We start from the raw sequence: 24718 nt of genomic DNA on the forward strand, positions 1-24718 counted from the left end.
GTGGCCGTAACCCCGGGACGTCCGCTTCCCCGACTCACCGACCAGAACGCCTTCTTCTGGACGTCGGGGGAGGACGGACGGCTGCGGATCCAGGAGTGCACGGCCTGCTCCGCCCTGATCCACCCGCCCCAACCGGTGTGCCGCCACTGCCGCGCACGGACCCTGGGCGTACGGACCGTCTCCGGTCGCGCGACGCTCATCGGCTTCTCCGTCAACCACCGCTTCGGCCTGCCCGGTCTCCCGGCCCCGTACGTCGTCGCCCAGGTCGCCCTCGACGAGGACCCCCGGGTCCGGCTCACCACCAACGCCGTCGAGTGCGACCCCGACGACCTCGCCCTCGGCCTGCGCATGGAGGTCGTCTTCGAGCAGGCCGGCGAGGTGTGGCTGCCGCTGTTCCGCCCGGCCGCCGAACAGGGCGAACCGGGACCCCTCCCCGAGGACGAGATCACACCCCGCGTCCGTCCCATGGCCACCCGGGAGAAGTTCGAGGACAAGGTCGCCCTCACCGGTGTCGGGGCCTCTTCACTCGGCCGCCGGCTGCTGGTCGACCCGCTCTCCCTCACCGTCCAGGCCTGCGAACGCGCGGTGGCCGACGCGGGCCTCACCCTCGACGACATCGACGGCCTGGCCACCTACCCCGGCGCCGGCTCGTACGGAGGCTTCGCCGAGGGCGGCGTCACGGCCCTGGAGACCGCCCTCGGCCTCCGCCCCACCTGGCACAACGGCGGCGGCGAGACCTTCGGTCCCGGCGGCTCCCTCATCGCCGCGATGCTGGCCGTGGCCGGCGGCCTCGCCCGACATGTGCTCTGCTTCCGTACGTTGTGGGAGGCGTCGTACGCCGATCTGATCAGGCGCGGGCAGCTACCGCCACCGAGCAGCCCCGACGCCGGCTGGCTCAGGCCCTTCGGCGCCACCTCCGCCGCCCACACCCTGGCCCAGAACGCGCAGCGCCACTTCCACCGCTACGGCACCACCCGCGAGACCCTCGGCTGGATCGCCCTCAACCAGCGTGCCAACGCCGCCCTGAACGAGACCGCGATCTACCGCGACCCGATGACCATGGACGACTATCTCCAGGCCCGGCCCATCACCACCCCGTTCGGGCTCTACGACTGCGACGTGCCCTGCGACGGAGCCGTGGCCGTCATCGTCTCGGCCGTCGACGCCGCCCGCGACCTCGCCAAGCCGCCCGTCCTCGTCGAGGCGGTCGGCACCCAGATCACCGAGCACCTCGCCTGGGACCAGAGCACCCTCACCCACGAACCCCAGGTCCTCGGCCAGTCCGCCCACCTGTGGACCCGGACGAGCCTGCGCCCCGCCGACGTGGACGTGGCCGAGCTCTACGACGGCTTCACCTTCAACTGCCTGTCCTGGATAGAGGCGTTGGGCTTCTGCGGCATCGGCGAGGCCAAGGACTTCCTGGACGGCGGGAAGAACATCGCCCGGGACGGCGTACTGCCCCTGAACACCCACGGCGGCCAGCTCTCGCACGGCCGCACCCACGGCATGGGCCTGGTCCAGGAGGCGATCGTCCAACTCCGCGGCGAGGCCGGGGCCCGTCAGGTGCCCGGCGCCCGGGTCGCCGTCGTCAGCTCCGGCGGGCTCACCCCCAGCGGAGTCCTACTCCTCAGGACGGACACGTGATCCACGGCTCCCTCGACATCGACGGCATCCCCCTGTCGTACCGGGCGAGTTGGGCGCCGCACCCCCGCGCCGTCGTCCTCGCCCTGCACGGCGGCGGCACCGACTCCGCGTACTTCGACTGCCCGGGCCGCCCCCGCCTCTCCCTCCTGCGTACGGGGTCGGCCCTCGGCTTCTCGGTACTGGCCCTCGACCGGCCCGGGTACGGCGCCTCACACGCCCACCAGGAGAAGCTGACCGACCCCGACCACCGGGTCGCCCTGATGTACGCGGCCCTCGACGGACTGCTCGCCACCCGGCCCCACGGCGCGGGCGTCTTCCTCATGGCGCACTCGGCGGGCAGTGAACTGGCGATCCGCATGGCGGCCGAGGAGCGTGGCCGTGCCCTGCTGGGCCTGGAGATCGCGGGCACCGGACGCGAGCACCACCCCCGCTTCTCGGCGCGCTGGGCGGAACACGGCGAGCCGGGCGTCCGCCGCCCCGCCCGCCGCCGGATGCGCGACCTGTTGTGGGGGCCGAGCCGGCTCTACCCGGCCGACGTCTTCGGCGGCACCGCCATCGGCGCCCCCTCGCCGGACTACGAGTTCGAGGCACGCGCATGGGTGGAGGAGTTCCCCGAACTCGCCGCCCGGGTGAGGGTTCCGGTCGGCTACACGCTGGGTGATCACGAAGCGGTCTGGAACTCGGGCCCCGAGGCCCTCGCCGTCATCGGGTCGATGTTCACCGCCGCGCCCCGCGTCCTGACGTACGAACAGCCCGACAGCGGCCACAACTTGAGCCTCGGCAACGCGGCCCGCGCCTACCATCTCAGAGTTCTCTCGTTCGCCGAGGAGTGCGCGGTGGCCCGGGAGAACGCGCACGCCGACTCCTCGCGAGGAAAGGCGGGTTGAGCCCCATGGACGACCTCGCGCTGCTGCTCGTACGCCTGACCCTGGGCCTGGTGATGATCGCGCACGGCCACAACCACTGGCGCGGCGGCGGCCGTATCGAGGGCACCGCCCGCTGGTTCACCGGCCTGGGTCTGCGCAACGGCCCCCTTCAGGCCTGGCTGAGCGTCCTGACCGAGATCGGCGCCGGAGTCCTGCTCCTGCTCGGCCTGTTCACCCCGCTCGCCTGCGCGGCCGTCATCTCGGTGATGCTCGTCGCGGGCCTGCTCGCCCACCGCCGCAACGGGTTCTTCGTCTTCAAGGACGGCTACGAGTACGTGCTCACGCTCGCCGTCGTCGCCCTCGCCCTGGCCGTACTCGGACCGGGCGGGATCTCGGTGGACGAGGCGAGCGGCATCGACGTCACCGGACGGGCGGGCGGCGCCCTCGCCCTCGGGGCCGCGGTGGCGGCGACGGCCGGACTGCTCGCGGTGTTCTGGCGCCCCCGGCCCACCGAGCAGGAGGAGAGCTGATGCACGTCGGTACCGAGCAGGAGGCAGGCTGATGCGCGTCGGTTTCATCGGCCTGGGCAGCCAGGGCGCCCCCATGGCCCGCCGGATCGTCGACGCGGGCTACCCGACCACCCTGTGGGCCCGCCGCCCTGCGACCCTGCTGCCCTTCGAGGGCACCGCCGCGCGACGCGCCGGGTCGCCCGCGGAACTGGCGTCCGTGAGCGACCTGGTCTGTGTGTGCGTGGTCGACGACGCCGACGTGGAGGAGATCCTCACCGGCACGTCCGGCGTCCTGGCCGGGCTGCGCAAGGGCGGGGTCGTCGCCGTGCACAGCACCGTCCACCCTGACACCTGCCGCCGCCTCGCCGACCGCGCCCGCGGCCACGGCGTCACCCTGATCGACGCGCCCGTCAGCGGGGGCGGCCCGGCCGCTGCCGAAGGCCGCCTGGTGGTGATGGCCGGGGGAGAGCCGGGGACGGTCGCCTACTGCCGTCCGGTGTTCGCGGCGTACGCCGACCCGATCGTGCACATGGGCCCGCTGGGCACCGGGCAGGTCGCCAAGCTCCTGAACAACCTGCTGTTCACGGCCAACCTGGCCACCGCCGCGAGCACCCTCGCCCTCGGCCGTGAACTGGCCGTCGACCCGGCAGCCCTGGCCCAGGTCGTCTCCCACGGCAGCGGTCGGAGCTTCGCCCTGGACCGGGTCACCGCCGCGGGCGGCACGCTCGACCGCATCGCCGCGCACGCCGGGCCTCTGCTGCGCAAGGACGTCCGGCTGGTGCGGGACGTGGCCACGGCCGCGGGCGCCGCCCCCGGGGTCGTCACCGCGACCGCGGAGGAGGCGCTGGAGCGGATGAACAGCGCGCGCTGAGGCCCTTGGGGGTGCGCTCAGTCGAGGGTGTCGGGATCCGGGCCCGTCCGCAGGCCCCGGTCCAGGCCGGCGATCGCCGTCAGCTCCTCGTCGGTGAGGGCGAAGTCGAAGACGTCCGCGTTCTCCCGGATGCGGGCCGGGGTGACGGACTTGGGGATCACGACGTTCCCGAGCTGGAGGTGCCAGCGCAGCACGACCTGCGCGGGCGACTTGCCGTAGCGCCCGGCGATCGAGGTCAGCACCGGCTCGCTCAGCACCGCACCCTGCGCGAGCGGGCTCCACGCCTCGGTGGCGATGCCCAACTCGGCATGCAGATCACGCAGTTCGCGCTGCTGGAGACCGGGGTGCAGTTCGACCTGGTTGACGGCCGGTACGAGCGAGCTGTCGTCCAGCAGCCGGCGCAGATGGGCGGGCTGGAAGTTGGAGACGCCGGCCGCGCGGACACGTCCCTCGCCGGTCAGCTTCTCGATGGCCCGCCACGACTCGCGGTACAGATCACGGGCCGGGGTCGGCCAGTGGATCAGATAGAGATCGACGAAGTCGAGGCCGAGCTTGGCGAGGCTGGCGTCGAAGGCCTTGAGGGTGGCGTCGTAGCCCTGGTCGGCGTTCCACAGCTTGGTGGTGACGAACAGTTCGTCGCGGGCGATGCCGGAGGCGGCCAGGGCCTGGCCGACGCCCTTCTCGTTGCCGTAGATCGCCGCCGTGTCGATGCTGCGGTAGCCGGCCTCCAGGGCCGAGGTGACGGCCGCGGCTGTCTCGGGGTCGGGGACCTGGAAGACGCCGAAGCCGAGCTGCGGGATCTCGATGCCGTTGTTGAGGGTGACGGTGGGGATGGGCGTACTCATGCAGACGACTGTAGTTGCAGACGCGGGTTAATAGCAAACGCGGGTATGAGGTTGGGGAAATGCTGTGGCCGGGGCTCCAGGCCGCTGGATATGGTCTCGACACCCGATCCGACCGAAAGCCATCGATCCCATGACCAGTCCTCGCCTCACGACGACCCTCTGGCGCCCCACCGGCCCCGAGGAGCTGGACCTGGTGCGCGAGCTGAACTGGCGCGCCTGGCCGCCCCGGCTGCCTGAGCAGCCGATCTTCTACCCCGTCCTGAACGAGGACTACGCGGTGAAGATCGCCCGGAACTGGAACGTCGGGCACAGCGGCGTCGGGTACGTGACCCGTTTCGAGGTCGACTCCGACTTCGTGCGCCGCTACCCCGTCCAGCAGGCGGGCGGGCGGACGATCCTGGAGCTGTGGGTACCGGCGGAGGAGCTCGACGAGTTCAACGCCCACATCGTCGGCGAGATCGAGGTCGTCCACGAGTTCCGCTGACCGTCTCCCTAGGGGCGGGCCAAGTGGCGCATCGTCAGCGCCAGTTGCAGCCGGAACCGGCCCTGCGGGGTGCGCACCGGCCAGCCCAGCAGATGCTCCGCGTGGGCCAGCCGGTCCTGGAGCGTGGAGTGATGGACGTTGATCTCGGCGGCGGCCGCCCTCAGGCTCGTCGTCGAGGCGACGGCGTCCAGCGTCGCGAGCAACCACGGCGCCGTCGCGGCGGCCACGTCCAGGGCGATGACGTCGGCCGGGGGTTCCGTCCCTGGCCCGACCAGGTCGGCGAGCAGCGCCAGACTCCCCAACTCATCGGCACGCACGACCCGCCGCCCGGGTTCCTCCGCGGTGAACCGCAACGCGGTACGGGCAGCGGCCCACGACTCATGCAGCCGCAACACGGGGACAGCGGGCCCGACACCCACCCTTCCCGGGACGGGGGCGGCGGGTCCGGCGCCGGTTCTCGCCGAGAGCGGTACGGCGACCCCGGCACTGGCCCTCCCCGCGGCTGGTACGGCAGGCGCGGCGCCGGTTCTCCCCGAGGGTGGGACAGTGGGTCCGGCGCCGGCTCCAGGTGCGAGTGGTGCGGCTACCCCGGCACTCGTCCTCCCTGTGACTGGTACGGCAGCCCCGGCCCCAGGTCCGCCTGACCGGGGGACGGCTGGACCGGCGCCGGCCGCTGGCTCTGCGGTCGGGACGGTGTGACCGGGTCCCGCTCCTTGTGCGGTCGGGACGGCGTGGCCGGCACCCGATCCGTCCGCGGTCGGGACCGATGACCCGGCGCCGCCTCCGCCCGCGGCAAGCACGGTAGGACCCACTTCGACTCCCTCCGTGCGCCGGAGGTCCGGGCCGGCGCCGAGCCGTTCCGCGGGCGGGATTGCCGAGCCTGCGTCGGCTGCCGCTGCGGGTGATACGACCAGAGCCGCGCCGGCTGTGCCTGCGGGCGGCGCTGACGGAGCCGTGCCCGCCCTCCCCGTGGGCGATGCCGCCGGTGCCACGCCCGCCGTCCCCGCCGGCGAAGCGCCCGGAGCCGCGTCTGTTCTCCCCGCTGGGGAAGCGCCAGGAGCCGCGTCTGTTCTTCCCGCTGGGGAAGCGCCAGGAGTCGTGTCGGCTCTCCCCGCTGGGGAAGCGCCAGGAGTCGTGTCGGCTCTCCCCGCCGCCGGTACTGCCGGAGACGTGCCCGTTCTCCCCGTGGGGGGTGTGGTCGGAGTGGGGCCGGCCCTTCCTGTGGGCGGTTCGTTCGTCGGTTCGGCGGCGACGATGCGGGGTGGGCCGTCTCCCGGGGCCAGTACTCGGGCGAGGGCCGTCGGGTCCAGGCCCAGTCGGCGGGCCGCGTGCAGCCGTGCCGGCTCGGGGGCCGTGGCGTCGAGAAGCGTCTCCACCAGGGCGGGATCATCCGCCGGGGCCCGCCCTCGGGTGCGGTCGAGCACGCGTCGTACCGCACCGGCGGCACGCTCCAGAATCACCGCGTCCACCACGCTCGGCTCCGCCCCCGCCCGCTCCAGCCACAGCGCGGGAACGCCGCCCGGCGACAGCGCGGCGGACGGCCATGCCGGATCCGGCGCCACCTCGGAGTCCCGCCGGGTCCCGTCCGCCTCGACGCGCACCCGCACCCGCCGCTCCTCGTCGACGAGCCGCGCCGGCACCCCGGCCAGCACGGCGGCGCCCCGCACCAGCGCCTCCAGCCCGGCCCGCGACTCGGCCAGCCGATCGAAGTAGGCGATCACCTGGACCGCGGCCCCGGCATCGGGGTCCAGCGCGGTCAGCCGCCCGGCCAGCTCTTTCATGGGTCCATGGTGCGGGATACGAGAGAGGAACGGGGAGGAGGCGGAGGGGAGGCCGCATCGCTCCGTCGTCCCTCACCCTCCATCTCTCAGTTCGCCAGCAACCGTCGCAGCCACCGCAGCTGAGCCGCCCGCGCCCCCTGGGACAGGGCCGACTGCGGGGCGAAGCCGTCGAAGCCGTGGAAGCCGCCCGGCCAGACGTGCAGCTCCGCCACCCCGCCCGCCTGCCAGATACGGGAGGCGTAGGCGACGACCTCGTCCCGGAAGGTCTCCGCGGAGCCCACGTCCAGGAAGGCGGGCGGCAGGCCGGACAGGTCCTCGGCGCGGGCCGGCGCGGCGTACGCGGGGACGTCGGGCCCGCCGCGCAGCTCGCCGAGCAGGGCGGTCCAGCCGGTCTCGTTGGCCGTACGGTCCCAGACCCCGACGCCCGCCATCTGGTGGGCGGACGGAGTGTCGTTGCGGTCGTCGAGCATGGGGCACATCAGGACCTGCCCGATCACCTGCGGACCCTTGCGGTCCCGGGCGAGCAGGGCCAGCGCCGCGCACAGGCCGCCGCCCGCGCTGGCGCCCGCGATCACGATCCGCTCCGGATCGGCGCCCAGCTCCGCCGCGTGCTCGGCCGTCCAGACCAGCCCGGCGTACACGTCCTCCACGGGCGCGGGATGCGGATGCTCGGGAGCCAGCCGGTACTCGACCGACACCACGACCGCGTCCATCTCCTTCGCCCAGGCCAGCGGGACGTCCACGCCCACCCTGTTGTTGCCGATGACCATGCCGCCGCCGTGGACGTGATAGACGACGGGCCGCGGACCCGCGGCCGGCGGAGCGGCGGGGCGGCAGATCAGGAGTGAGATCTCGGGGGCGTCCTCGGGCCCCGGCACCGTGCGGTCCTCGACCTCGAAGAAGCCGTCGAGGGTGAGGTCCAGCTCGGCCAGCAGCGCGATCCCCGGTCCCTGGCGTATCTCGTCGATCTGGTCGAGCGTGAGCCCTGGGGAGATCACGTCCTTGATCAGCTCCAGGGCGGCGGCCAGCTCGGGGTCGAACGGCGGCGGGACCAGGCTCATGGCATCTTCTCCTCACGAGGGAACACGGCGGCTCGAGTGCCCATCATTCGCCCGTGCCCCTCACCCCGGACGCCGCCGTCCGGCGGAACCTGCCCGCCGAACGGCGGGTGGCACCGGCGTGAAACGCCGACCTTGCCAGGTCGTGACCCGTTGTTCACCCTCCGGTGGTGGAAGACATCAGAACCTGAGACAACGCTGTCAACGCCCCACCGGCGGCCCCACCCGCACCAGGAGTAAGTACGTGAACGTCTCCCTCACCACCTGGCTGGTGACCGTGGCCGCCCTGTGCGGGCTCATCGCGGTCGACTTCTTCATCGGTCGCAAACCGCACGACGTGTCCCTCAAGGAAGCCGGTGTCTGGACCGTCGTATGGGTGCTGCTCGCCTGTCTCTTCGGGATCGGGCTGCTCGTCTTCAGCGGGGGAGGGCCGGGCGGGGAGTTCTTCGCGGGCTTCATCACCGAGAAGTCGCTGAGCGTCGACAACCTCTTCGTCTTCGTCCTGATCATGTCCAAGTTCGCGGTGCCCTCGCAGTACCAGCAGCGTGTGCTCATGGTCGGCGTCCTGCTCGCCCTGGTGCTGCGCACCGCCTTCATCGCGGCCGGCGCGGCCATCATCTCCACGTTCTCCTGGGTGTTCTACCTGTTCGGCGCCTTCCTGATCTGGACCGCCTGGAAGCTCGTCCAGGACGCCCGCAAGGGGGGCCACGAGGAGGAGTACGAAGAGAACAAGATGCTCAGGATGGTCGAGGAGCGCTTCGGCGTCGCCGACCGCTACCACGGCTCCAAGCTGTGGATCGAGGAGAACGGCAAGCGGGTCATGACCCCGATGCTGGTCGTGATGCTGGCCATCGGCTCCACGGACCTCCTCTTCGCCCTCGACTCCATCCCCGCGATCTACGGGCTCACCGAGGAGCCGTACATCGTCTTCACGGCGAACGCCTTCGCCCTGATGGGCCTGCGCCAGCTGTACTTCCTCATCGGCGGCCTCCTCAAGCGGCTCGTCCACCTCAGCTACGGTCTGTCGATCATCCTCGGTTTCATCGGCGTCAAGCTGCTGCTGCACGCCCTCCACGAGTCCGGTGTGCACGTCCCCGAGATCAGCATCCCCTTCTCGCTCGGCTTCATCGTCCTCGTCCTCGCGGTGACCACGTTCACCAGCCTGCGCGCCTCGAAGAAGCAGGAGGAGCAGAAGCAGCCGGAGGAGACCATCTCCTGACCGCTGCCACCCCTGTCACCGCTTGCGCGCCGTCGCCGTCGCCGTCACCGCCGCCGCGCCGAACGCCAGCCCCGCGCACAGCAGCCAGACCGCCACATAACCCGACTCCGTCGGCGTCCCGTCGCCCCGGCCCCCGCTCACCGACGCGGCCAGCAGGGAGGCCATCACGCCGCCCGCGACCGCGCCGCCGAGCGTCTTGACGTTGTTGTACAGGGCGGTCGTCACCCCGGTGCGGGAGCGGTCGCTCCCCTCCGCGATCACCGTAGGGATCGCGCCGAGCGCCACCCCCGTGCCGAGCCCCGCGAGCACCTTCGCCGCCGCCACCTGCCACAGCGCCTCGTGCAGGAGGGCCGTCACCAGGAAACTCACGCCGATCAGGACGAAGGCGAGGGCCACCGCCGCGGCGTAGCCGAGACGGCCCGCGATGCGCGCGGTGAGCGAGGAGGCGATCACCGCTGTCACCGCCGCCGGGAGGGCCACCAGCGAGATCGACAGCGCGGACAGCCCGAAGCCGTACCCCGTGCGCTCCGGGTCGGCGGCGAGGAACGTGGCCTCGGGCGACTGGCTGCCGAAGTACACGACGCCGAAGGCGAACGCGCCCAGGAAGAACGGCGCCACCCTGCGGTCGGTCAGCGCCCGCACGTCCACCAGCGGCTCCGGCGTCCGCAGTTCGACTGCCGTCCACACCCCGCCGAGCAGCACCGCGAGGAGCAGCAGGCCGAGCACCCCGCCGGAGAGCCGGCCGGCGTCCTGCGCCGCGGAGATCCCGGACAGGAGCAGCACCATGGTCAGGCTCAGCAGCGCCGCGCCCGGCCAGTCGAGCCGGCCGCCGGTGGCGCGCGCCGACTCGGGGACGGTGAGGAAGGACACGGGTACGCAGGCCACGGCGAGGACGGCGGGGACCAGGAGCGTGGTGCGTACGTCCCCCGTGGCCTCCTGGACCGCCCCCATGACGACCCCGCCGAGCAGGGTGCCGAGGGCCAGCGACCCGACCAGCCGGGCGATCGCCGACCGGGCCGCGTCCACCGGCAGCCGGTCGCGGACCAGGGCGATCTCCAGGGGCAGCAGGGCGGCCAGCGGCCCCATCAGCACCCGGCCCGCCAGCAGTACCGGCCAGGACGGGGCGAACGCCACGAGCAGCGTCCCGGCGGCGACACAGCCGAGGGCGCCGCGCAGCACCCGCCGGTGGCCGTGGAGGTCGCCGAGCCGGCCGAGGACCGGCACGGACACGGCGGCGGCGAGCAGCTGGGCGGAGAGCACCCAGGACAACTGGGCGTCGGGGATGCCGAGTTCGCGCCCGATCTCGGGGAGCAGGGGTGCGATGCCGCCCTGGAGGAAGCCGCTGGTCAGCTCGAAGAGGACCAGCAGACCGACGACGGCGCGCACGGACGCGGACCGCTCGGCCGCGGCGGCGGGAGCCGTGACCTCGGCCGGTTTCACGCGCCCTCCTCGCCGACGAACCCGCCGACGGACTCGGTGACGGACTCGCCGACGGATTCGTCGGCGAACTGGAGGCGACGGGCGGCGAGTTCGGCGAGCAGCAAGGCCGCGTCGAGGACGGCGCGGTCGTCGAAGACGGCCCGGGGCGAGTGGTTCATGGGGGCGGTCGCCGGGTCGGTGTCCGGCGGACAGGCGCCGACGCCGACGTACGCGCCCGGCACTTCGCGCAGCACGAAGGAGAAGTCCTCCGAACCGGTCAGCGGGCGCGGCGCCTCGAAGGCGTGGTCCTGGCCGAGGAGGTCCTGGGCGGTCCGCAGCGCGAACGCGGCCTCGCGCGGGTCGTTGACGGTGACCGGGTAGTTCTCCCGGTAGTCGACGTCGACGTCCACACCGTGCGCGGCGGCGACCCCGCGGACCGTCCGCTCGATCCCGGCCCTGACCCTGGCCCGGGTCTCGGGGGAGAAGGTCCGTACGGTCGCCTCGAACTCGGCGTGTTCGGGGATGACGTTGCCCGCGGAGCCGGCGTGCAGCGAGCCGACCGTCACCACGGCCGGGTCGAAGACGTCGACAGTGCGGGTCACCATCGTCTGCAGGGCCGTGACCATCGCGCACACGGCCGGCACCGGATCCTGCGCGGAGTGCGGGGTCGAGCCGTGGCCTCCCGCGCCGCCGACCCGGACCGTCACCGCGTCGGAGGCCGCGAGCATCGGACCCGGCCGGACGGCCGCGAACCCGGTGGGCAGCAGGGTCGAGGTCACATGCAGCGCGTACGCCGCCACCACCCGGCTGCCGGCCGCGTCGAGGACCCCCTCCTCGATCATCAGAGGGGCACCCCGCATGCCCTCCTCGCCCGGCTGGAACATGAGGACGACATCGCCCGCGAGCTCCTCCCGCCGGGCGGCGAGCAGCTGTGCCGCGCCGACCAGGCCCGCCGTGTGCAGATCGTGCCCGCAGGCATGCATCCGGCCGGGGAACCGCGAGGCGTACGGCAGACCGCTGTCCTCCTGCACGGGCAGGGCGTCCATGTCCCCGCGCAGCAGCACCGCGGGGCCCGGCCGGCCGCCGCGCAGTACAGCCGTCACCGAACTGAGCCCTTTCCCCGGCGTGATCTCCAGAGGGAGACCGGCGAGAGCGTCGAGGACCTTGCGCTGGGTGAGCGGCAGGTCGAGCCCGAGTTCGGGCTCGCGGTGCAGCGCGTGGCGCAGCCGGACGAGGGAGTCTTCGAGAGGGAGGGCGTCGCTGTGCTGGAACATGGCAGGTATGGTGTCGATACCCTCGATCGCCGCCGCCCGTGTGCAGGAATCCGCCGTGCGCCCCAGATCGTTTGCAGGAAACAGCCGATCCGGTCAGGCTGAGGAGCGACCCGTGCTCGACGAACTCGACTACCTTCTCGTCACCGCGCTCCAGATCGCGCCCCGCGCCGACTGGCAGACGATCGGCGACGCCCTCGGTCTCGACGCCTCGACCGTCGCACGCCGGTGGGCGCGGCTGACCCGGGCCGGGCACGCCTGGATCAGCGTGCATCCCGCGGCCCATGCGCACGCACCCTCCGTCGTCGCGTTCATCGAGGTCGACTGCGTGGCCGGCCGGCTCCACGAGGTGGCTGCGGAGATCGCCGAGGAGCCGCACGTGTTCAACCTCGAACACGTCAGCGGCGGCCGGGACCTGCTCGTCACGGCCGTCTTCTCCGACCAGGCCGAACTCGCCCGCTACGTCGGCTTCCGACTCGGCGCCCTCGACGGGGTGGCCGCCTCTCGCACGCAGGTCGCCACCACCCTGCACACCGAGGGCAGCCGCTGGCGCCTGGACCGGCTCACCGAGGAACAGCGCCGCAGGCTCGCGCCGACGGCGACCGCGGGGGCCCGGGCGCGGGGCGGCGCCCTGCTCCAGGGGCGCGACCTGGAACTCGTACAGGCGCTGAGCGACGATCCCCGGCAGTCCGCCGCTCGGCTCGCCGAGCGCACCGGCCTGAGCGCCACCACCGTCCGTCGCCGTCTGGACCGGCTGGACGCCGAGCACGCCCTCGTCCACCGCTGCGAGGTCGCCCGTACGCTGTCCGGCTGGCCGGTCTCGGTGTCGCTGTGGGCCGCGGTACCGCAGAGCCGGGCCCCGCAGCTCGCCGAGCGGATCAGCGGTCTGCGCGAGATCCGGCTCTGCGCCTCCCTGTCCGGGCCGCACAACCTGCTGCTCGCCGCCTGGCTGCGCTCGGTCGACGACATCGCCCCCTTCGAGTCACGGCTCACCGAGCGCTTCCCGGAACTCGACGTGGCTGACCGGGCGTTGACGCTCTGGCCGATGAAACTGGGCGGCCACCTCCTCGACCCCCAGGGCCGCCATCTGCGCGCCGTCACCCTCGGTCCCTGGCGCGACCCGCACTCCGAAGCGGCCGAAGCGGCCCTCCTGGACCGCCTGCGCAGGCCACCTGGGCGACCACCGGCCGACGGGAACCCTTGACTTCGAGAACGCTCCAAGTTCTAGCGTCGGCGGGGTCGGGACGTCGAAGGCCGACGAAGGTCGGCGGGAGTCCAGCGGAACGGAGACGCACATGCGGGTCGGCGTGCACATCAACCGGTTCGACCATCCGGGAGGCGGCCCGGCGCTCGCCGCCGAACTCGCCGCGGCGGGCGACGCCGCTGAGGCCGCGGGCCTGAGCTGGCTGTCGGTCATGGACCACTACTTCCAGATGGAGTTCAACGACGGCGCCGAGGACCCGATGCTGGAGGCCTACACGACCCTCGGCTACCTCGCCGCCCGTACCTCCACCGTGCAGCTCGGCGCCCTGGTGACAGGGGTGACCTACCGCCACCCCGGACTGCTCGCCAAGATCGCCACCACCCTGGACGTACTGTCCGGCGGCCGGGCCACGCTCGGGATCGGCGCGGCCTGGTACGACCGGGAGCACGCGGGCCTCGGCGTGCCGTTCCCGCCCCTCGCCGAGCGTTTCGAGCGGCTGGAGGAGACCCTGCGGATCTGCCTCCGGATGTGGGACCCGGAGGCCAACGGGCCCTTCGAGGGCAAGCACTACCGGCTCGCCGAGACGCTGTGCGTACCGGCCCCGGTCAGCAGCCCGCGCCCCGAGATCATGATCGGCGGGGGCGGCGAGAAGAAGACCCTCCGGCTGGTCGCCCGCCACGGCGACGCCTGCAACCTGTTCACCACCACCCCGGAGGAGGTCGCCCACAAGCTGGACGTCCTGCGGGGTCACTGCGAGGCCGAGGGCCGCGACTACGACACGATCCGCAAGACCGTCGCCTACTCCGGCGAGCCGCTCGCCACCGGCGACCTCGACGCCTTCACCCGGGACATCGCGGGCTACACCAAGCTCGGCATCGAGACGGTGATCCTCTCCCCGCGCACCGGCGAGCCGGCGGAGTTCATCGAACGCTTCGCGGCCCCGGCCGTCCAGCGCCTGGCCGGGCTCGACTGAACCTGACGGACTTACCGAGGACCACTGAGGACTACTACGGAGTGCTACTGGGCCGGCCCGCTGCGGGAGACGATGCGCGTGCCGCGGTCGTCGACCGTGCGGACCTGCAGGGAGCCGCAGCCGCACCGGGTCCACAGGGTGTGGCCCGCGGCGGTCGCGTGCCGGGACACCACCTGGAACGGCTCGGCGTCGTCCGGCCATCCGCAGTGCGGGCAGCCGGTGCGGGTCGTGCTGGTCATGAGAACTCCTCGTACGTCGTGGCCGGTTGGCCGGTGCGGCTGGTGGACCGTCGCGACACGATCCAGGGTGCGGCATCGCTTTCGTACACGTCCAGGTTGACTTTCCGGACGACACCTTGAAGCGTGGGCTTCATGATTGACCTGCGCCGGCTTCACGTCCTGCGAGCGGTCGCCCACTACGGCACGGTCACCGCCGCCGCCCGAGCCCTGCACTTCACCCCGTCCGCGGCCTCGCAGCAGATCCGTCAGCTCGCCCGTGACCTGGGCGTCGACCTCCTGGAACCGCAGGGCCGGGGGATCCGTCTCACCCCGGCCGCCGAGAGCCTGCTCGCGCACGCCGACGCCATCCAGGCCCGCTGGGAACTGGCGGAGCTCGACCTGCGCGCCCAACGGGACGCCCCGGCGGGGCCGTTGCGGGTGAGCGGGTATCCGGTGGCGATCTCGGTGCTGCTGGCGCCGATGGCGGTGCGGCTCCAGGAGCGGTATCCGCGGCTGGCCGTACGCATCCAGGAGGCGGCCGTACCGGAGAGCTTCGACCTGCTCTTCGAGGGCGCCACCGATCTGGCGATCGTCGAGGCGACTCCGCACAACCCGCCGCTGAGCGACGTCCGCTTCGATCAACGCCCCCTCCTGGACGACCCGTTCGACCTCGTCGTGCCCGCCGGTCACCCACTGGCCGACCGGGAGCGCGTCGATCTCGCGGAAGCGGCGCACGAGGACTGGATCGCGCCCATGCCGCAGAGCCCCTGCCACACCCATGTCATCTCGGCCTGCGGCGAGGCCGGGTTCAGCCCCGCGGTGGTCCACCAGGCCGTGGACTGGAACGTCACCGCCCAGCTCGTCGCCCACCGGCTGGGCGTCGCGCTCATCCCGCGGCTGGCCCAGCTCACCGCGGATCTGCCCGTCACCCGGGTACCCTGCGCCGGCGATCCGCACCGCAAACTGCTCACCTGCACCCGGCGCGGCGGCCATGAACGACCCGCGGTGGCGGCCGCGTTGGCGGAGCTGCGGGAGCTGGCCCCGACCGCGGTGGCCTGATCTGCGGAGCGCCGAGGCATGCGTGAGGGGCCGGAGCTCCAAGAGCTCCGGCCCCTCACGAGACGATCAGGCGGCGACGGTGTCGCCCACGTGCCCGTGCAGACGGGCGATGACCTCGGTCAGCTGCGTGGCGACCTCGGCGTCGTCGGCCGGGTGGGTCTCGGCGAAACGGACCACGGAACCGGGGATGGAGAGCTTGACGTCCTCCAGCACCTTGGCGCCGGCGATGCCCAGGGCCTTGCGGGTCTCGTCCTGCGCCCACACGCCACCGAACTGGCCGAACGCGGTACCGACCACGGCGGCCGGCTTGCCGCCGAAGGCGCCGGCGCCGTAGGGACGCGACAGCCAGTCGATGGCGTTCTTCAGGACGGCCGGGATGGTGCCGTTGTACTCGGGGACGAAGAGCAGGAAGCCGTCGGCGCCCTGGGCGGTCTCACGCAGCTTCGCGGCGGCGGCCGGGACGCTGCCCTCGACGTCGATGTCCTCGTTGTAGAAGGGGATCTCGGCCAGGCCCTCGTACAGCTCGACCGACGCACCCTCGGGAGCGAACTTGACGGCCGCCTCCGCGAGCTGGCGGTTGTGCGAACCGGCGCGAAGGCTGCCGACGAGCGCAAGGATACGAACAGACATGCTAACTCCAGGGGTGCTGAAACACTGCCGTCACAATCCGGACCGGGGTCCGTTTAAGGTTCTATCACTCTAACCGGACCGCGGTCCAGTTTCATTCCCGATGCTTTACGCTGGGTTCATGTCCGCCGCCCTGCCGCCCTTCCCGCGGCCTCAAGGTCCCCTGGGTGAGACCGAGTTGTTCCAGCTCGGCCCTCGCGAGGAGGAGCCGTGCCTGCGCGCCGACGCCGCGCGCAACCGCGCCCGGCTGCTGGAGGCCGCCGCCCGGCTGATCGCCGAGCACGGCGCGGCCGGGGTCACCATGGAGGCCGTGGCGGCCGCCGCCCAGGTGGGCAAGGGCACCGTCTTCCGCCGCTTCGGCGACCGGACCGGGCTGCTGATGGCGCTGCTCGACCACTCGGCGCAGCAGCTCCAGGCGGACTTCATGAGCGGCCCGCCCCCGCTGGGCCCCGGCGCACCGCCCCTGGAGCGGTTGCGCGCCTTCGGCGTGGCGCTGCTGTACCGCTCGGTGGAGCAGCTGGACCTGCAGCTCGCCGCCGAGCCGGAGCCCACCCGCCGGTTCTCCCACCCGTCGTACCGGGCCCTGGCCATGCACGTCACGATCCTGCTGCGGCAGATCGTCCCGGACGCCGACTGCGAGCTGCTGGCCCGCACGCTCCTCGCGTACCTCGACGCGGCGCAGATCCACCATCTGACCAGGGAGTGCGGGATGCCGATGGAGCGTCTGGAGGCCGGCTGGACCGACCTGGTCGCCCGGGTCACCGGGACCGCGCCGGCCGCCTGAGCGCCCCGCCGGGAGCCGTCTGCACAGGTTCTGCAAAGATGCCGTACGTCATGGTGCAGATACCGAAAACGCCCGCCCCCGGGGCCCCCGCACCGCGCTCCGTGCCCACGAGCGCCGATGTGGCCCGCCTGGCCGGCGTCTCGCGCGCGACCGTCTCCTACGTCCTGAACAACACCAGCGCCGTCCGGATCAGCGAGCCCACCCGCCGCCGGGTCCACGAGGCCGCCAAAGAGCTGGGGTACGTACCGCACGCGGCCGCCCGCAGCCTGCGCGCCGGACACAGCCGCCTGGTCCTGATGCCCGCCCCGACCATCCCGGTCGGTCAGCTGTACGGCCAGTTCATCAACGAGCTCCAGTGGGCCCTCAGCCGCCTCGACTACACCGTCGTCCAGCACGGCAGCGTCGGACTCCACGGCGACGAGGCCGCCCGTGCCTGGGCCGAGCTGCGGCCCGTCGCCGTCCTGGTGCCCGGCGCCGGACTCGGCCCGAAGGGCGTCGCCGTGCTCAAGCGCTCCGGCGCCCGGGCCGTCGTGACCCTCGGCCCCGAGACCGTCGAGGGCGCTCACGCCCTCCTCATGGACCACGAGGCGGTCGGCCACCGCGCCGGACGCCATCTGTACGAGCGCGGCAGGCGGCGCATCGGCGTCGTCGTCCCCGAGGAGGCGGGCCTGGAGGCCTTCTCCCTGCCCCGCCTCAGCGGGGTGCGCGCCGCCCTGCGCGACACCGACGCCACCGTCACCGACCTGCCCCTCGCCTACACCGAGGAGGCCGGGGCCCGGCTCGCCGCCCGCTGGCGGGAACTCGGCCTCGACGCGGTGTTCGCGTACAACGACGAGTACGCGATGCTGCTGACGCGCGCCCTGCTCGACGAGGGCATCGACATCCCCGGCGAGACGGCCGTGATCGGCGCCGACGACCTCATGCTCGGCCGGCTCCTGCGGCCCCGCCTCAGCACGGTCCGCCTGGAACTGCCCTCCGGCCGCGACCTCGCCGAACTCGTCGACCGCGCGGTGCGCGACCCCGCCGCCGCACCCGAGACCCACAAAGTGCTGGAAGCCACGGTGGTGCACCGCGAGTCGAGCTGACAACCTGGGTCGCAGCCACGGGAGGTGGGCCCATGCGCACGACGGTCGGCATCATCGGCGGCGGCCCCGCCGGACTGCTCCTGGCCCGCCTGCTGCACCGCGCGGGCGTCGACTGCGTCGTCCTGGAGGCGCGCACCCAGGGGTACGTCGAGCAGCGCCAGCGCGCCGGAATGCTGGAGCAGGGCACGGTCGACTCCCTGCGCGAGTGCGGCGCGGCCGAGCGGCTGACCGCGCAGGGCCTGGTCCACCAGGGCATCGAGCTGCGCTTCGACCGGGAACGCCACCACCTCGACTTCCCGGTCCTCACCGGTGGCCGCACGGTCACCATCTACGCCCAGACCGAGATCGTCAAAGACCTCGTCGCCCTTCAACTGGACGACGGGCCACCGCTGTTGTTCGAGGCGGAGGCGCTCGTCATCGAGAAGCCGGAGACCGAGGCGCCCGTCGTACGGTTCCTGTACGAGGGGAGCGAGCAGACCCTGGACTGCGACTGGGTCGTCGGCTGCGACGGCTTCCACGGCATCGCCCGCGACACCTTCCCGGCCGGGACCGGACGGACGTACGCCCACGACCACCCGTACTCCTGGCTCGGGATCCTCGCCGATGTCGCCCCGTCCTGCGACGAGTTGATCTACGCGCGCGGCGAGGGCGGCTTCGCCCTGCACAGCATGCGCTCACCGCAGGTGTCCCGGCTCTACCTCCAGGTGCCCAACGGCACCGACCCCGGCGACTGGTCGGACGACCGCGTCTGGGACGAGCTGGCCGCCCGCTTCGCCATCGACGCCGACTGGACGTTGAACCGCGGCCCGATCACCGCCAAGTCCGTGACGCCGATGCGCAGTCACGTCCACGAGCCGATGCGCCACGGACGCCTCCTGCTCGCCGGTGACGCCGCGCACATCGTCCCGCCGACCGGCGCCAAGGGCCTCAATCTCGCGGTCTCCGACGTCCGACTGCTCGCCCGCGCCTTCGCCGAGCTCCACCGCACCGGGTCCGAGCAACTCCTCGACCGCTACTCCGCGTCATGCCTCGCCCGGGTCTGGCAGGCCACCCGGTTCTCCTACGACATGACGACGATGCTGCACACCCGCCCCGACGCCGACCCCTTCGACCACCGGCTCCAACTCGCCCGGCTGCGACGGATCACGTCCTCCCGCCACGCGGCCGCCGAACTGGCCGCGCACTACACGGGACTTCCCCTGGAGTGGTGAGCACCCCAGGGCAAGTCCCCCGGCACTACTGGCCGTTCTGCTCCGCGCTCGCCTGCTGCTCCTCGACCGCCTTGCGGACCTCTTCCATGTCCAGCTTGCGGGCCTGCCCGATCACATCCGTCAGCGCGGCCTCCGGGAGGGCGCCCGGCTGCGCGAACACGGCCACCCGGTCACGGACGATCATCAGGGTCGGAATCGACTGGATACCGAAGGCGGCGGCCAGCTCCGGCTGCGCCTCGGTGTCGACCTTGCCGAAGACCAGGTCCGGGTTCTCCTCTGCCGCCTTGTCGTAGACCGGCGCGAACTGACGGCACGGCCCGCACCAGGACGCCCAGAAATCGATCAGGACGAAGTCGTTGTCCGTGACCGTCTGGTCGAAGTTCTCCTTGGTGAGCTCCACGGTCTTGCTCATGGCGTGCATCCCTCTTCCTGGTGTCGGGGCCTAGCCATGCGCACAAACACGGCCTGCCGAGTAGGTATTCCGCGCGCGTACCCATGTGGCCCGAGCGCACACCACCCAGCAGACTGACCCCATGACGGAAACGGAATCCACTGTGAACAGCACCTATGACGTAGTGGTGCTCGGGGCCGGGCCCGTGGGGGAGAACGTCGCCGACCGCACCCGTGCGGCCGGCCTCTCCACCGCGGTCGTGGAGAGCGAACTGGTCGGCGGCGAGTGCTCGTACTGGGCCTGTATGCCCAGCAAGGCCCTGCTGCGCCCGGTCATCGCCCAGGCCGACGCCCGCCGGCTGCCCGGACTCGCCCCGGCCGTACAAGGCCCCCTCGACGCCGCCGCGGTCCTCGCCCGCCGCGACGAGTACACCTCCCACTGGCACGACGACGGCCAGGTGAGCTGGCTGGAGAGCGTCGGCGCCGACCTCTACCGGGGCCACGGCCGCCTCACCGGCCCCCGCACCGTGACGGTGGGCGACCAGGTCCTCACGGCCCGGCACGCCGTCGCCGTCTGCACCGGTACCCGCGCCGTCCTGCCGAATCTGCCCGGACTCGACGCGGTCAAGCCCTGGACCAGCCGCGAGGCGACCAGTGCCCAGGCCGCGCCGGGACGGCTCATCGTCGTCGGCGGGGGAGTCGTCGCCACCGAGATGGCCACCGCCTGGCAGGCGCTCGGCTCGCGGGTCACCCTCCTGGTGCGCGGCAAGGGCCTGCTGAACCGTATGGAACCCTTCGCCGGCGAACTGGTCGCCGAGGCGCTCACCGAGGCCGGCGTCGACGTCCGCACCGGGACCTCCCTCGCGTCGGTGACCCGCGAGGACGGCACCGTCGTCGCCGTCACCGACAGCGGCGACCGGATCGAGGCCGACGAGATCCTCTTCGCCACCGGCCGCGCCCCGCGCACCGACGACATCGGCCTGGACACCGTCGGCCTGGAAGGCGGCTCCTGGCTGGACGTCGACGACAGCCTCCGCGTCAACGGCACCGACTGGCTCTACGCCGTCGGCGACGTCAATCACCGCGCCCTCCTCACCCACCAGGGCAAGTACCAGGCCCGCATCGCCGGCGCCGCCATCGCGGCGCGGGCGTCCGGGACCGACGTCCAGTCCGACCCTTGGGGCGCGCACGCCGCCACCGCCGACCACGCCGCGGTACCGCAGGTCGTCTTCACCGACCCGGAGGCCGCCGCCGTCGGCCTCTCCCTCGCCGAGGCCGAACAGGCGGGCCACCGGGTCCGCGCGGTCGACTACGACCTCGGGAACGTCTCCGGGGCGAGCCTGTACGGCGAGGGCTACCGGGGCCGCGCCCGCATGGTGGTCGACCTGGAGCGAGAGGTCCTGCTCGGTGTCACCTTCGTGGGCCCGGGAGTCGGCGAGCTCATCCACTCGGCGACCGTCGCGGTCGTGGGCGAGGTGCCCCTCAGCCGCCTCTGGCACGCGGTGCCGTCCTACCCGACGATCAGCGAGGTGTGGCTGCGCCTGCTGGAGACGTTCCGCGACAGCTGACGGCCGATACGGCCCCCGGGTGACCGTCAGCCCGGCAGCCTGAACCCCAGGGAGGCGGCCGCCTCCCTGGGTGTCGGCTGGGCCCAGCGCTCCACCATCGCCTGGTTCGAGGAGAGCGAGCGCAGCTCCGCCCGGTCGAGGTACAACGTGCCGTCCAGGTGGTCCGTCTCGTGCTGCACGATCCGCGCGGGCCACCCGGAGAACACCTCGTCCACGGTGCGCCCGTGCTCGTCCTCGCCCGTCAGCCGCACCCGGTCGTGCCGGTCCACGACCGCCTGCCAGCCCGGGACGCTCAGACAGCCCTCGAAGAACGCGGCCCGCGCGGGGCCGACCCCGACGTACGACGGATTGACCAGGACCCGGAACGGCTGCGGCACCCGTCCCCGCGCGAGGCGCACCTCGTCCGGCACCGGCGCCGGGTCCTCGATCACCGCGATCCGCAGCGGCACGCCCACCTGCGGCGCTGCGAGGCCCACGCCGGGAGCCGCGTGCATGGTGACGCGCAGCGCCTCGACGAACCGGGCCAGCAGCGCGGGGTCCAGCTGCCCCTCGAAACGCTCGGCGCCGCGGCGCAGCACCGGATCGCCGGCCGCCACGATCGGCAGCGGGCCGTCGACGGCGAGGAGTTCCTCGACCAGCTCGGCAAGGGGCGCGTGATCACGGGGAGTTGCCATCGCGCCAGGATGCCATGCCCTCCGCTCGTGTGACGCAGGACACTTCAACCCCCGGGAACTCAGGGCGCGTTTCTCCCGACTACTGGACCGACCGACCAGCCGCGCACGTCCCCACCCTCCGGAGTAAGCCGCCGATGACCTCCGCTCCCCCGACGACCACAGACGAGGCCCCGAAGGCCGCCGACCCGCCTCCCAGAACCGGCAGTTGGGCGCCGCTGCGCCCGCTGGTGCTGCGTCTGCACTTCTACGCCGGAGTGTTCGTCGCGCCCTTCCTGCTGGTGGCGGCCGTCACCGGGTTCCTGTACGCCGCCTCGTTCCAGGCGGAGAAGCTCCTGTACGCCGACGAGATGACGGTCTCCGCCGTCGGCGACGCCAAGCTGCCGATCTCCGAGCAGGTCACCGCCGCCCGCGAGGCCCACCCCGAGGGTGCCGTCGCCGCCGTACGTCCCTCCCCGGCGGACGACGCGACCACCCGGGTCCTGCTCTCCGGCGTCAAGGGGGTCAACCCGGACCACACCCTCGCGGTCTTCGTCGACCCGTACACCGGCAAGGTCGAGGGCTCCCTCGAACAGTACGGTTCCACGGGGGCGTTGCCGCTGCGCACCTGGATCTCCGAGCTGCACCGCAATCTGCACCTCGGCGAGACCGGCCGTCTCTACAGCGAGTTCGCCGCGAGCTGGCTGTGGGTGATCGCCGGGGCCGGCCTGGTGCTGTGGTTCACCCGGCGCCGGGCCCGGCGCAAGGTGCGCGGCACCGAAGGGCGACGGCGCACCCTCGGGCTGCACGGCACCGTGGGCGTCTGGGCCGCGCTCGGCTTCTTCTTCCTGTCGGTGACCGGCCTGACCTGGTCCACCTACGCCGGCGCGAGCATCGACGACCTGCGCACCTCGCTGAACCAGACCACGCCCTCGGTGTCGGCGACCGCGGGCGGCGACCACTCCGGGCACGGCGCCTCAGCCTCGGCCGGGGACGCCGAACACGGCGTCGGCCTCGACAAGGTCCTGGCCGCCGCCCGCGCCGAAGGTCTCGGCGACCCCGTCGAGATCGTGCCGCCGGCCGACGCGTCCTCGGCATACGTGGTCAAGCAGATCCAGCGCAGCTGGCCGGAGAAGCAGGACGCGGTCGCGATCGACCCGACCACCGGCGAGGTCACCGACGCGCTGCGGTTCGACGACTTCCCGGTGCTCGCGAAGCTGACCCGCTGGGGCATCGATCTGCACACCGGCACCCTCTTCGGGCTCGTCAACCAGATCGTCCTGATGCTGGTGGCGCTCTCCCTGATCCTGCTGATCGTGTGGGGTTACCGCATGTGGTGGATGCGCGGCCGCGGCAACGCGTTCGGGCGTCCGATCCCGCGCGGGGCCTGGCAGAAGGTGCCCCCGCAGATCCTGCTGCCGGGCGTGGCGGTGATCGCCGCCCTCGGCTACTTCGTCCCGCTGCTCGGCATCCCGCTGGCCGCGTTCGTCGTGGCCGACGTGGTGCTCGGCGAGATCGCGCACCGGCGGACGAGCCGCGTCTGACGCTCGCCGTACGACACGACCGGGGCCCGGTTCCGCGAAGGAACCGGGCCCCGGTCGTGTCGTACGGCCTCGCCTACAGCTCGTCGAAGTCGCCGGCCAGCGCGGACGCGAGGCGCAGATGCGGCTCGGCCTCCTCGTGCCGCCTCTGCCGCTCCAGCGTGCGGCCCAGCATCAGACGGGCGTAGTGCTCCACCGGGTCGCGCTCCACGATGATGCGCAACTCCGTCTCGGCGCGGCTCAGTTGGGCCGAGTGGTAGTAGGAGCGGGCCAGCAGCAGCCGCGGCCCGGTCTGCTCCGGCACCTCCTCGACCAGCTTGCCCAGGACGCGCGCCGCGGCGGCGTAGTCCTTGGCCTCGAAGAACATCTGCGCGCGCTCCCAGCGCTCCGCCGGCGTTCCGTGGTCGTAGTACGTCATGTCCACTCTGACCTCCTTCGACGCCGTCAACAGAGGCCATTGATTCAATATTCCACTAACCGTTCAGGGCGGCGAGCTCGGCGTTCGCCCGCTCGGTGATCAGCGTCAGCACCCGTCCGGCGACGGCGAGATCCTCCTCGGGGATGTCGGCGTAGACCCGGGCGGTGAGGGGGGCTGTCGCGGCGGACGTCGTGTCGTACAGCTCTCGTCCGGCCTCCGTGATCCGCACCAGTGACGGCTCCTCAAGGGTCAACAGCTGTGCGGCGACCAGCTCGTCGACGACGGCGGAGGCCTCCACGGTGTCGATCTTCAGTGAACCGATGACACCGTCGACGATGTGCTCCCGCTCCACCGGCCCGTCGGCGACGGCGGCCAGGCGGAGGGTGACGGACTGCTGGAACGTCACGCCGTGGCGGGCCAGGACCCGCTCCAGGACCGCGCGGGCCGCGTAGTGCGCCAGGGCTGTGACGCGCGGGTTGAGCAGGGGAGGTGTGGTGGTGGTCATGACGACTCCTTGTCGGACTCACGGTCGGGGGCGAGTGGATCGAGAGGGGCGTCGAGCAGGGTCGCGAGTTCGGCGCTGAACCCCCGGGTGCGTGGGCTGTCGAGCCCGCCGAGCGGTGCGAGGAACTGCTCCAGCAGCCCCTGGACGACCTGGATGGCCTGCCGGGTGGTGTCCCTGCCCTGCTCGGTGAGGGCCAGCTGGACGGCGCGCGGGTCGCGCGGGTCGCGGGTGCGCTCGATCAGACCCGCCGACTCCAGGGCGCGCGCCAGCTTGGACACATAGAGCGGTTCGAGGCCGGTGTGGTCGGCGAGCCGTCGCTGGCTCGGCCGCTCGCCGTCGCGCTGCATGCCGTACAGGGACGCCACCAGCGAGTACTGCGCGTGGGTGAGACCCAGCGGGGTCATCGCGCGATCCACCGCGGTCCGCCACTTCATCGACAGCCGCCACACCAGGAAGCCCGGCGTCGCCTTCTCGTAGCCCTTGCTCATGACAAATACAGTACATGGCTACTATGTACA

The 24718-nt window shown here is 72.6% G+C and carries 26 protein-coding genes and 1 pseudogene; 14 read left to right on the plus strand and 13 right to left on the minus strand.

Going from position 1 to position 24718, the window contains the following annotated elements:
- Genes ACIHIX_RS41125 through ACIHIX_RS41140 form a run of 4 tightly spaced genes read left to right on the plus strand, consistent with a single transcriptional unit; the run spans position 1 to position 3890 of the window.
- Positions 1 to 1644: a thiolase C-terminal domain-containing protein gene (locus ACIHIX_RS41125; protein ID WP_399965667.1), complete on the plus strand. Its 1644-nt coding sequence runs from the start codon at positions 1 to 3 to the stop codon at positions 1642 to 1644.
- Entirely contained in the window at positions 1641 to 2531 is an 891-nt protein-coding gene (locus ACIHIX_RS41130; protein ID WP_399965668.1) for an alpha/beta hydrolase, read from the plus strand. Before ACIHIX_RS41125 ends, ACIHIX_RS41130 begins: the two co-directional genes overlap by 4 nt.
- A gap of 5 nt (positions 2532 to 2536) precedes the next feature.
- On the plus strand, positions 2537 to 3040 hold the full coding sequence (locus ACIHIX_RS41135; RefSeq protein ID WP_399965799.1) for a DoxX family protein: 504 nt from the start codon (positions 2537 to 2539) through the stop codon (positions 3038 to 3040).
- A gap of 31 nt (positions 3041 to 3071) precedes the next feature.
- A complete protein-coding gene (locus ACIHIX_RS41140; RefSeq protein ID WP_399965670.1) occupies positions 3072 to 3890 on the plus strand; it encodes an NAD(P)-dependent oxidoreductase in 819 nt (272 codons plus the stop codon).
- Positions 3891 to 3907: 17 nt separating this feature from the next.
- Here ACIHIX_RS41140 and ACIHIX_RS41145 read toward each other — a convergent pair whose 3' ends face one another.
- A complete protein-coding gene (locus tag ACIHIX_RS41145; RefSeq protein WP_399965672.1) occupies positions 3908 to 4735 on the minus strand; it encodes an aldo/keto reductase in 828 nt (275 codons plus the stop codon).
- 130 nt (positions 4736 to 4865) lie between these two features.
- Here ACIHIX_RS41145 and ACIHIX_RS41150 point away from each other — a divergent pair, with 130 nt between their 5' ends.
- Positions 4866 to 5219 (plus strand): hypothetical protein, encoded by a 354-nt coding sequence (locus ACIHIX_RS41150; protein WP_399965673.1) that lies wholly within the window; start codon positions 4866 to 4868, stop codon positions 5217 to 5219.
- 8 nt (positions 5220 to 5227) lie between these two features.
- On the opposite strand, the gene ACIHIX_RS41155 is transcribed toward ACIHIX_RS41150, so the two are convergent.
- The 3 genes and pseudogenes from ACIHIX_RS41155 to ACIHIX_RS41165 form a co-directional block, all read right to left on the minus strand.
- The gene (locus ACIHIX_RS41155; RefSeq protein WP_399965800.1) at positions 5228 to 5614 is read right to left on the minus strand and encodes a helix-turn-helix domain-containing protein; all 387 of its coding nucleotides are present in this window, start codon (positions 5612 to 5614) and stop codon (positions 5228 to 5230) included.
- Positions 5615 to 6373: 759 nt separating this feature from the next.
- Positions 6374 to 7000: pseudogene (locus ACIHIX_RS41160) on the minus strand (PucR family transcriptional regulator); the annotation flags it as partial.
- 86 nt (positions 7001 to 7086) lie between these two features.
- Complete coding sequence (locus tag ACIHIX_RS41165) at positions 7087 to 8061, minus strand: alpha/beta hydrolase (protein WP_399965674.1); 975 nt, start codon at positions 8059 to 8061, stop codon at positions 7087 to 7089.
- Positions 8062 to 8302: 241 nt separating this feature from the next.
- On the opposite strand from ACIHIX_RS41165, the gene ACIHIX_RS41170 reads away from it, so the two are divergent.
- The gene (locus ACIHIX_RS41170) at positions 8303 to 9277 is read left to right on the plus strand and encodes a TerC family protein (protein ID WP_399965675.1); all 975 of its coding nucleotides are present in this window, start codon (positions 8303 to 8305) and stop codon (positions 9275 to 9277) included.
- A gap of 15 nt (positions 9278 to 9292) precedes the next feature.
- Here ACIHIX_RS41170 and ACIHIX_RS41175 read toward each other — a convergent pair whose 3' ends face one another.
- Together ACIHIX_RS41175 and ACIHIX_RS41180 are read right to left on the minus strand one after the other, a co-directional pair.
- Complete coding sequence (locus ACIHIX_RS41175) at positions 9293 to 10717, minus strand: MFS transporter (RefSeq protein ID WP_399965676.1); 1425 nt, start codon at positions 10715 to 10717, stop codon at positions 9293 to 9295.
- Positions 10714 to 11970, minus strand: a complete 1257-nt coding sequence (locus ACIHIX_RS41180; protein WP_399965677.1) for a M20 family metallopeptidase — start codon at positions 11968 to 11970, stop codon at positions 10714 to 10716. The genes ACIHIX_RS41175 and ACIHIX_RS41180 overlap by 4 nt, the downstream gene beginning before the upstream one ends.
- Before the next feature lie 112 nt (positions 11971 to 12082).
- Here ACIHIX_RS41180 and ACIHIX_RS41185 point away from each other — a divergent pair, with 112 nt between their 5' ends.
- The gene (locus ACIHIX_RS41185) at positions 12083 to 13171 is read left to right on the plus strand and encodes an Lrp/AsnC family transcriptional regulator (protein ID WP_399965678.1); all 1089 of its coding nucleotides are present in this window, start codon (positions 12083 to 12085) and stop codon (positions 13169 to 13171) included.
- A gap of 91 nt (positions 13172 to 13262) precedes the next feature.
- A complete protein-coding gene (locus ACIHIX_RS41190) occupies positions 13263 to 14144 on the plus strand; it encodes an LLM class F420-dependent oxidoreductase (RefSeq protein ID WP_399965679.1) in 882 nt (293 codons plus the stop codon).
- A gap of 44 nt (positions 14145 to 14188) precedes the next feature.
- Here ACIHIX_RS41190 and ACIHIX_RS41195 read toward each other — a convergent pair whose 3' ends face one another.
- On the minus strand, positions 14189 to 14383 hold the full coding sequence (locus ACIHIX_RS41195; RefSeq protein WP_329342296.1) for a hypothetical protein: 195 nt from the start codon (positions 14381 to 14383) through the stop codon (positions 14189 to 14191).
- A 132-nt stretch (positions 14384 to 14515) separates the two neighbouring features.
- Here ACIHIX_RS41195 and ACIHIX_RS41200 point away from each other — a divergent pair, with 132 nt between their 5' ends.
- Positions 14516 to 15421: a LysR family transcriptional regulator gene (locus ACIHIX_RS41200; RefSeq protein WP_399965680.1), complete on the plus strand. Its 906-nt coding sequence runs from the start codon at positions 14516 to 14518 to the stop codon at positions 15419 to 15421.
- A 66-nt stretch (positions 15422 to 15487) separates the two neighbouring features.
- On the opposite strand, the gene ACIHIX_RS41205 is transcribed toward ACIHIX_RS41200, so the two are convergent.
- The gene (locus ACIHIX_RS41205; protein WP_399965681.1) at positions 15488 to 16051 is read right to left on the minus strand and encodes an NAD(P)H-dependent oxidoreductase; all 564 of its coding nucleotides are present in this window, start codon (positions 16049 to 16051) and stop codon (positions 15488 to 15490) included.
- Positions 16052 to 16151: 100 nt separating this feature from the next.
- Here ACIHIX_RS41205 and ACIHIX_RS41210 point away from each other — a divergent pair, with 100 nt between their 5' ends.
- From ACIHIX_RS41210 to ACIHIX_RS41220, 3 genes are read left to right on the plus strand one after another with little or no spacing between them, the layout of a single operon-like run.
- Positions 16152 to 16832, plus strand: coding sequence for a TetR/AcrR family transcriptional regulator (locus ACIHIX_RS41210; protein ID WP_399965682.1), 681 nt, complete (start codon positions 16152 to 16154; stop codon positions 16830 to 16832).
- 38 nt (positions 16833 to 16870) lie between these two features.
- The gene (locus ACIHIX_RS41215; RefSeq protein WP_399965683.1) at positions 16871 to 17917 is read left to right on the plus strand and encodes a LacI family DNA-binding transcriptional regulator; all 1047 of its coding nucleotides are present in this window, start codon (positions 16871 to 16873) and stop codon (positions 17915 to 17917) included.
- A gap of 32 nt (positions 17918 to 17949) precedes the next feature.
- On the plus strand, positions 17950 to 19128 hold the full coding sequence (locus tag ACIHIX_RS41220; RefSeq protein WP_399965684.1) for a 4-hydroxybenzoate 3-monooxygenase: 1179 nt from the start codon (positions 17950 to 17952) through the stop codon (positions 19126 to 19128).
- 25 nt (positions 19129 to 19153) lie between these two features.
- On the opposite strand, the gene trxA is transcribed toward ACIHIX_RS41220, so the two are convergent.
- Positions 19154 to 19540: a thioredoxin gene (trxA, locus tag ACIHIX_RS41225; protein ID WP_399965685.1), complete on the minus strand. Its 387-nt coding sequence runs from the start codon at positions 19538 to 19540 to the stop codon at positions 19154 to 19156.
- Between the two features lie 121 nt (positions 19541 to 19661).
- Between trxA and ACIHIX_RS41230 the strand changes: the two genes are divergently transcribed.
- Entirely contained in the window at positions 19662 to 21086 is a 1425-nt protein-coding gene (locus tag ACIHIX_RS41230; protein WP_399965686.1) for a dihydrolipoyl dehydrogenase family protein, read from the plus strand.
- 26 nt (positions 21087 to 21112) lie between these two features.
- Here the strand turns inward: ACIHIX_RS41230 and ACIHIX_RS41235 are convergent, their stop codons facing one another.
- Positions 21113 to 21760, minus strand: coding sequence for a peptide deformylase (locus ACIHIX_RS41235; protein ID WP_399965687.1), 648 nt, complete (start codon positions 21758 to 21760; stop codon positions 21113 to 21115).
- Between the two features lie 134 nt (positions 21761 to 21894).
- Here ACIHIX_RS41235 and ACIHIX_RS41240 point away from each other — a divergent pair, with 134 nt between their 5' ends.
- Positions 21895 to 23280, plus strand: a complete 1386-nt coding sequence (locus tag ACIHIX_RS41240) for a PepSY-associated TM helix domain-containing protein (protein ID WP_399965688.1) — start codon at positions 21895 to 21897, stop codon at positions 23278 to 23280.
- Between the two features lie 73 nt (positions 23281 to 23353).
- On the opposite strand, the gene ACIHIX_RS41245 is transcribed toward ACIHIX_RS41240, so the two are convergent.
- From ACIHIX_RS41245 to ACIHIX_RS41255, 3 genes are read right to left on the minus strand one after another with little or no spacing between them, the layout of a single operon-like run.
- Positions 23354 to 23701: a tetratricopeptide repeat protein gene (locus ACIHIX_RS41245; RefSeq protein WP_399965689.1), complete on the minus strand. Its 348-nt coding sequence runs from the start codon at positions 23699 to 23701 to the stop codon at positions 23354 to 23356.
- A gap of 49 nt (positions 23702 to 23750) precedes the next feature.
- On the minus strand, positions 23751 to 24200 hold the full coding sequence (locus ACIHIX_RS41250) for a MarR family transcriptional regulator (protein ID WP_399965690.1): 450 nt from the start codon (positions 24198 to 24200) through the stop codon (positions 23751 to 23753).
- Positions 24197 to 24688, minus strand: a complete 492-nt coding sequence (locus ACIHIX_RS41255) for a MarR family winged helix-turn-helix transcriptional regulator (RefSeq protein WP_399965691.1) — start codon at positions 24686 to 24688, stop codon at positions 24197 to 24199. The genes ACIHIX_RS41250 and ACIHIX_RS41255 overlap by 4 nt, the downstream gene beginning before the upstream one ends.
- Positions 24689 to 24718: the final 30 nt, after the last annotated feature.

Origin of the sequence: Streptomyces sp. NPDC051913, assembly GCF_044593635.1 — a bacterium.
GTDB lineage: Bacteria > Actinomycetota > Actinomycetes > Streptomycetales > Streptomycetaceae > Streptomyces.

Bases quoted from the DNA above. Each gene is read 5' to 3' on its own strand.
- ACIHIX_RS41135 (WP_399965799.1), top strand. From the start codon at position 2,537: ATGGACGACCTCGCGCTGCTGCTCGTACGCCTGACCCTGGGCCTGGTG.
- ACIHIX_RS41140 (WP_399965670.1), top strand. From the start codon at position 3,072: ATGCGCGTCGGTTTCATCGGCCTGGGCAGCCAGGGCGCCCCCATGGCC.
- ACIHIX_RS41145 (WP_399965672.1), bottom strand. From the start codon at position 4,735: ATGAGTACGCCCATCCCCACCGTCACCCTCAACAACGGCATCGAGATC.
- ACIHIX_RS41150 (WP_399965673.1), top strand. From the start codon at position 4,866: ATGACCAGTCCTCGCCTCACGACGACCCTCTGGCGCCCCACCGGCCCC.
- ACIHIX_RS41165 (WP_399965674.1), bottom strand. From the start codon at position 8,061: ATGAGCCTGGTCCCGCCGCCGTTCGACCCCGAGCTGGCCGCCGCCCTG.
- ACIHIX_RS41180 (WP_399965677.1), bottom strand. From the start codon at position 11,970: ATGTTCCAGCACAGCGACGCCCTCCCTCTCGAAGACTCCCTCGTCCGG.
- ACIHIX_RS41190 (WP_399965679.1), top strand. From the start codon at position 13,263: ATGCGGGTCGGCGTGCACATCAACCGGTTCGACCATCCGGGAGGCGGC.
- ACIHIX_RS41195 (WP_329342296.1), bottom strand. From the start codon at position 14,383: ATGACCAGCACGACCCGCACCGGCTGCCCGCACTGCGGATGGCCGGAC.
- ACIHIX_RS41200 (WP_399965680.1), top strand. From the start codon at position 14,516: ATGATTGACCTGCGCCGGCTTCACGTCCTGCGAGCGGTCGCCCACTAC.
- ACIHIX_RS41205 (WP_399965681.1), bottom strand. From the start codon at position 16,051: ATGTCTGTTCGTATCCTTGCGCTCGTCGGCAGCCTTCGCGCCGGTTCG.
- ACIHIX_RS41210 (WP_399965682.1), top strand. From the start codon at position 16,152: ATGCTTTACGCTGGGTTCATGTCCGCCGCCCTGCCGCCCTTCCCGCGG.
- ACIHIX_RS41215 (WP_399965683.1), top strand. From the start codon at position 16,871: ATGCCGTACGTCATGGTGCAGATACCGAAAACGCCCGCCCCCGGGGCC.
- ACIHIX_RS41220 (WP_399965684.1), top strand. From the start codon at position 17,950: ATGCGCACGACGGTCGGCATCATCGGCGGCGGCCCCGCCGGACTGCTC.
- trxA (WP_399965685.1), bottom strand. From the start codon at position 19,540: ATGAGCAAGACCGTGGAGCTCACCAAGGAGAACTTCGACCAGACGGTC.
- ACIHIX_RS41230 (WP_399965686.1), top strand. From the start codon at position 19,662: ATGACGGAAACGGAATCCACTGTGAACAGCACCTATGACGTAGTGGTG.
- ACIHIX_RS41235 (WP_399965687.1), bottom strand. From the start codon at position 21,760: ATGGCAACTCCCCGTGATCACGCGCCCCTTGCCGAGCTGGTCGAGGAA.
- ACIHIX_RS41240 (WP_399965688.1), top strand. From the start codon at position 21,895: ATGACCTCCGCTCCCCCGACGACCACAGACGAGGCCCCGAAGGCCGCC.
- ACIHIX_RS41250 (WP_399965690.1), bottom strand. From the start codon at position 24,200: ATGACCACCACCACACCTCCCCTGCTCAACCCGCGCGTCACAGCCCTG.
- ACIHIX_RS41255 (WP_399965691.1), bottom strand. From the start codon at position 24,688: ATGAGCAAGGGCTACGAGAAGGCGACGCCGGGCTTCCTGGTGTGGCGG.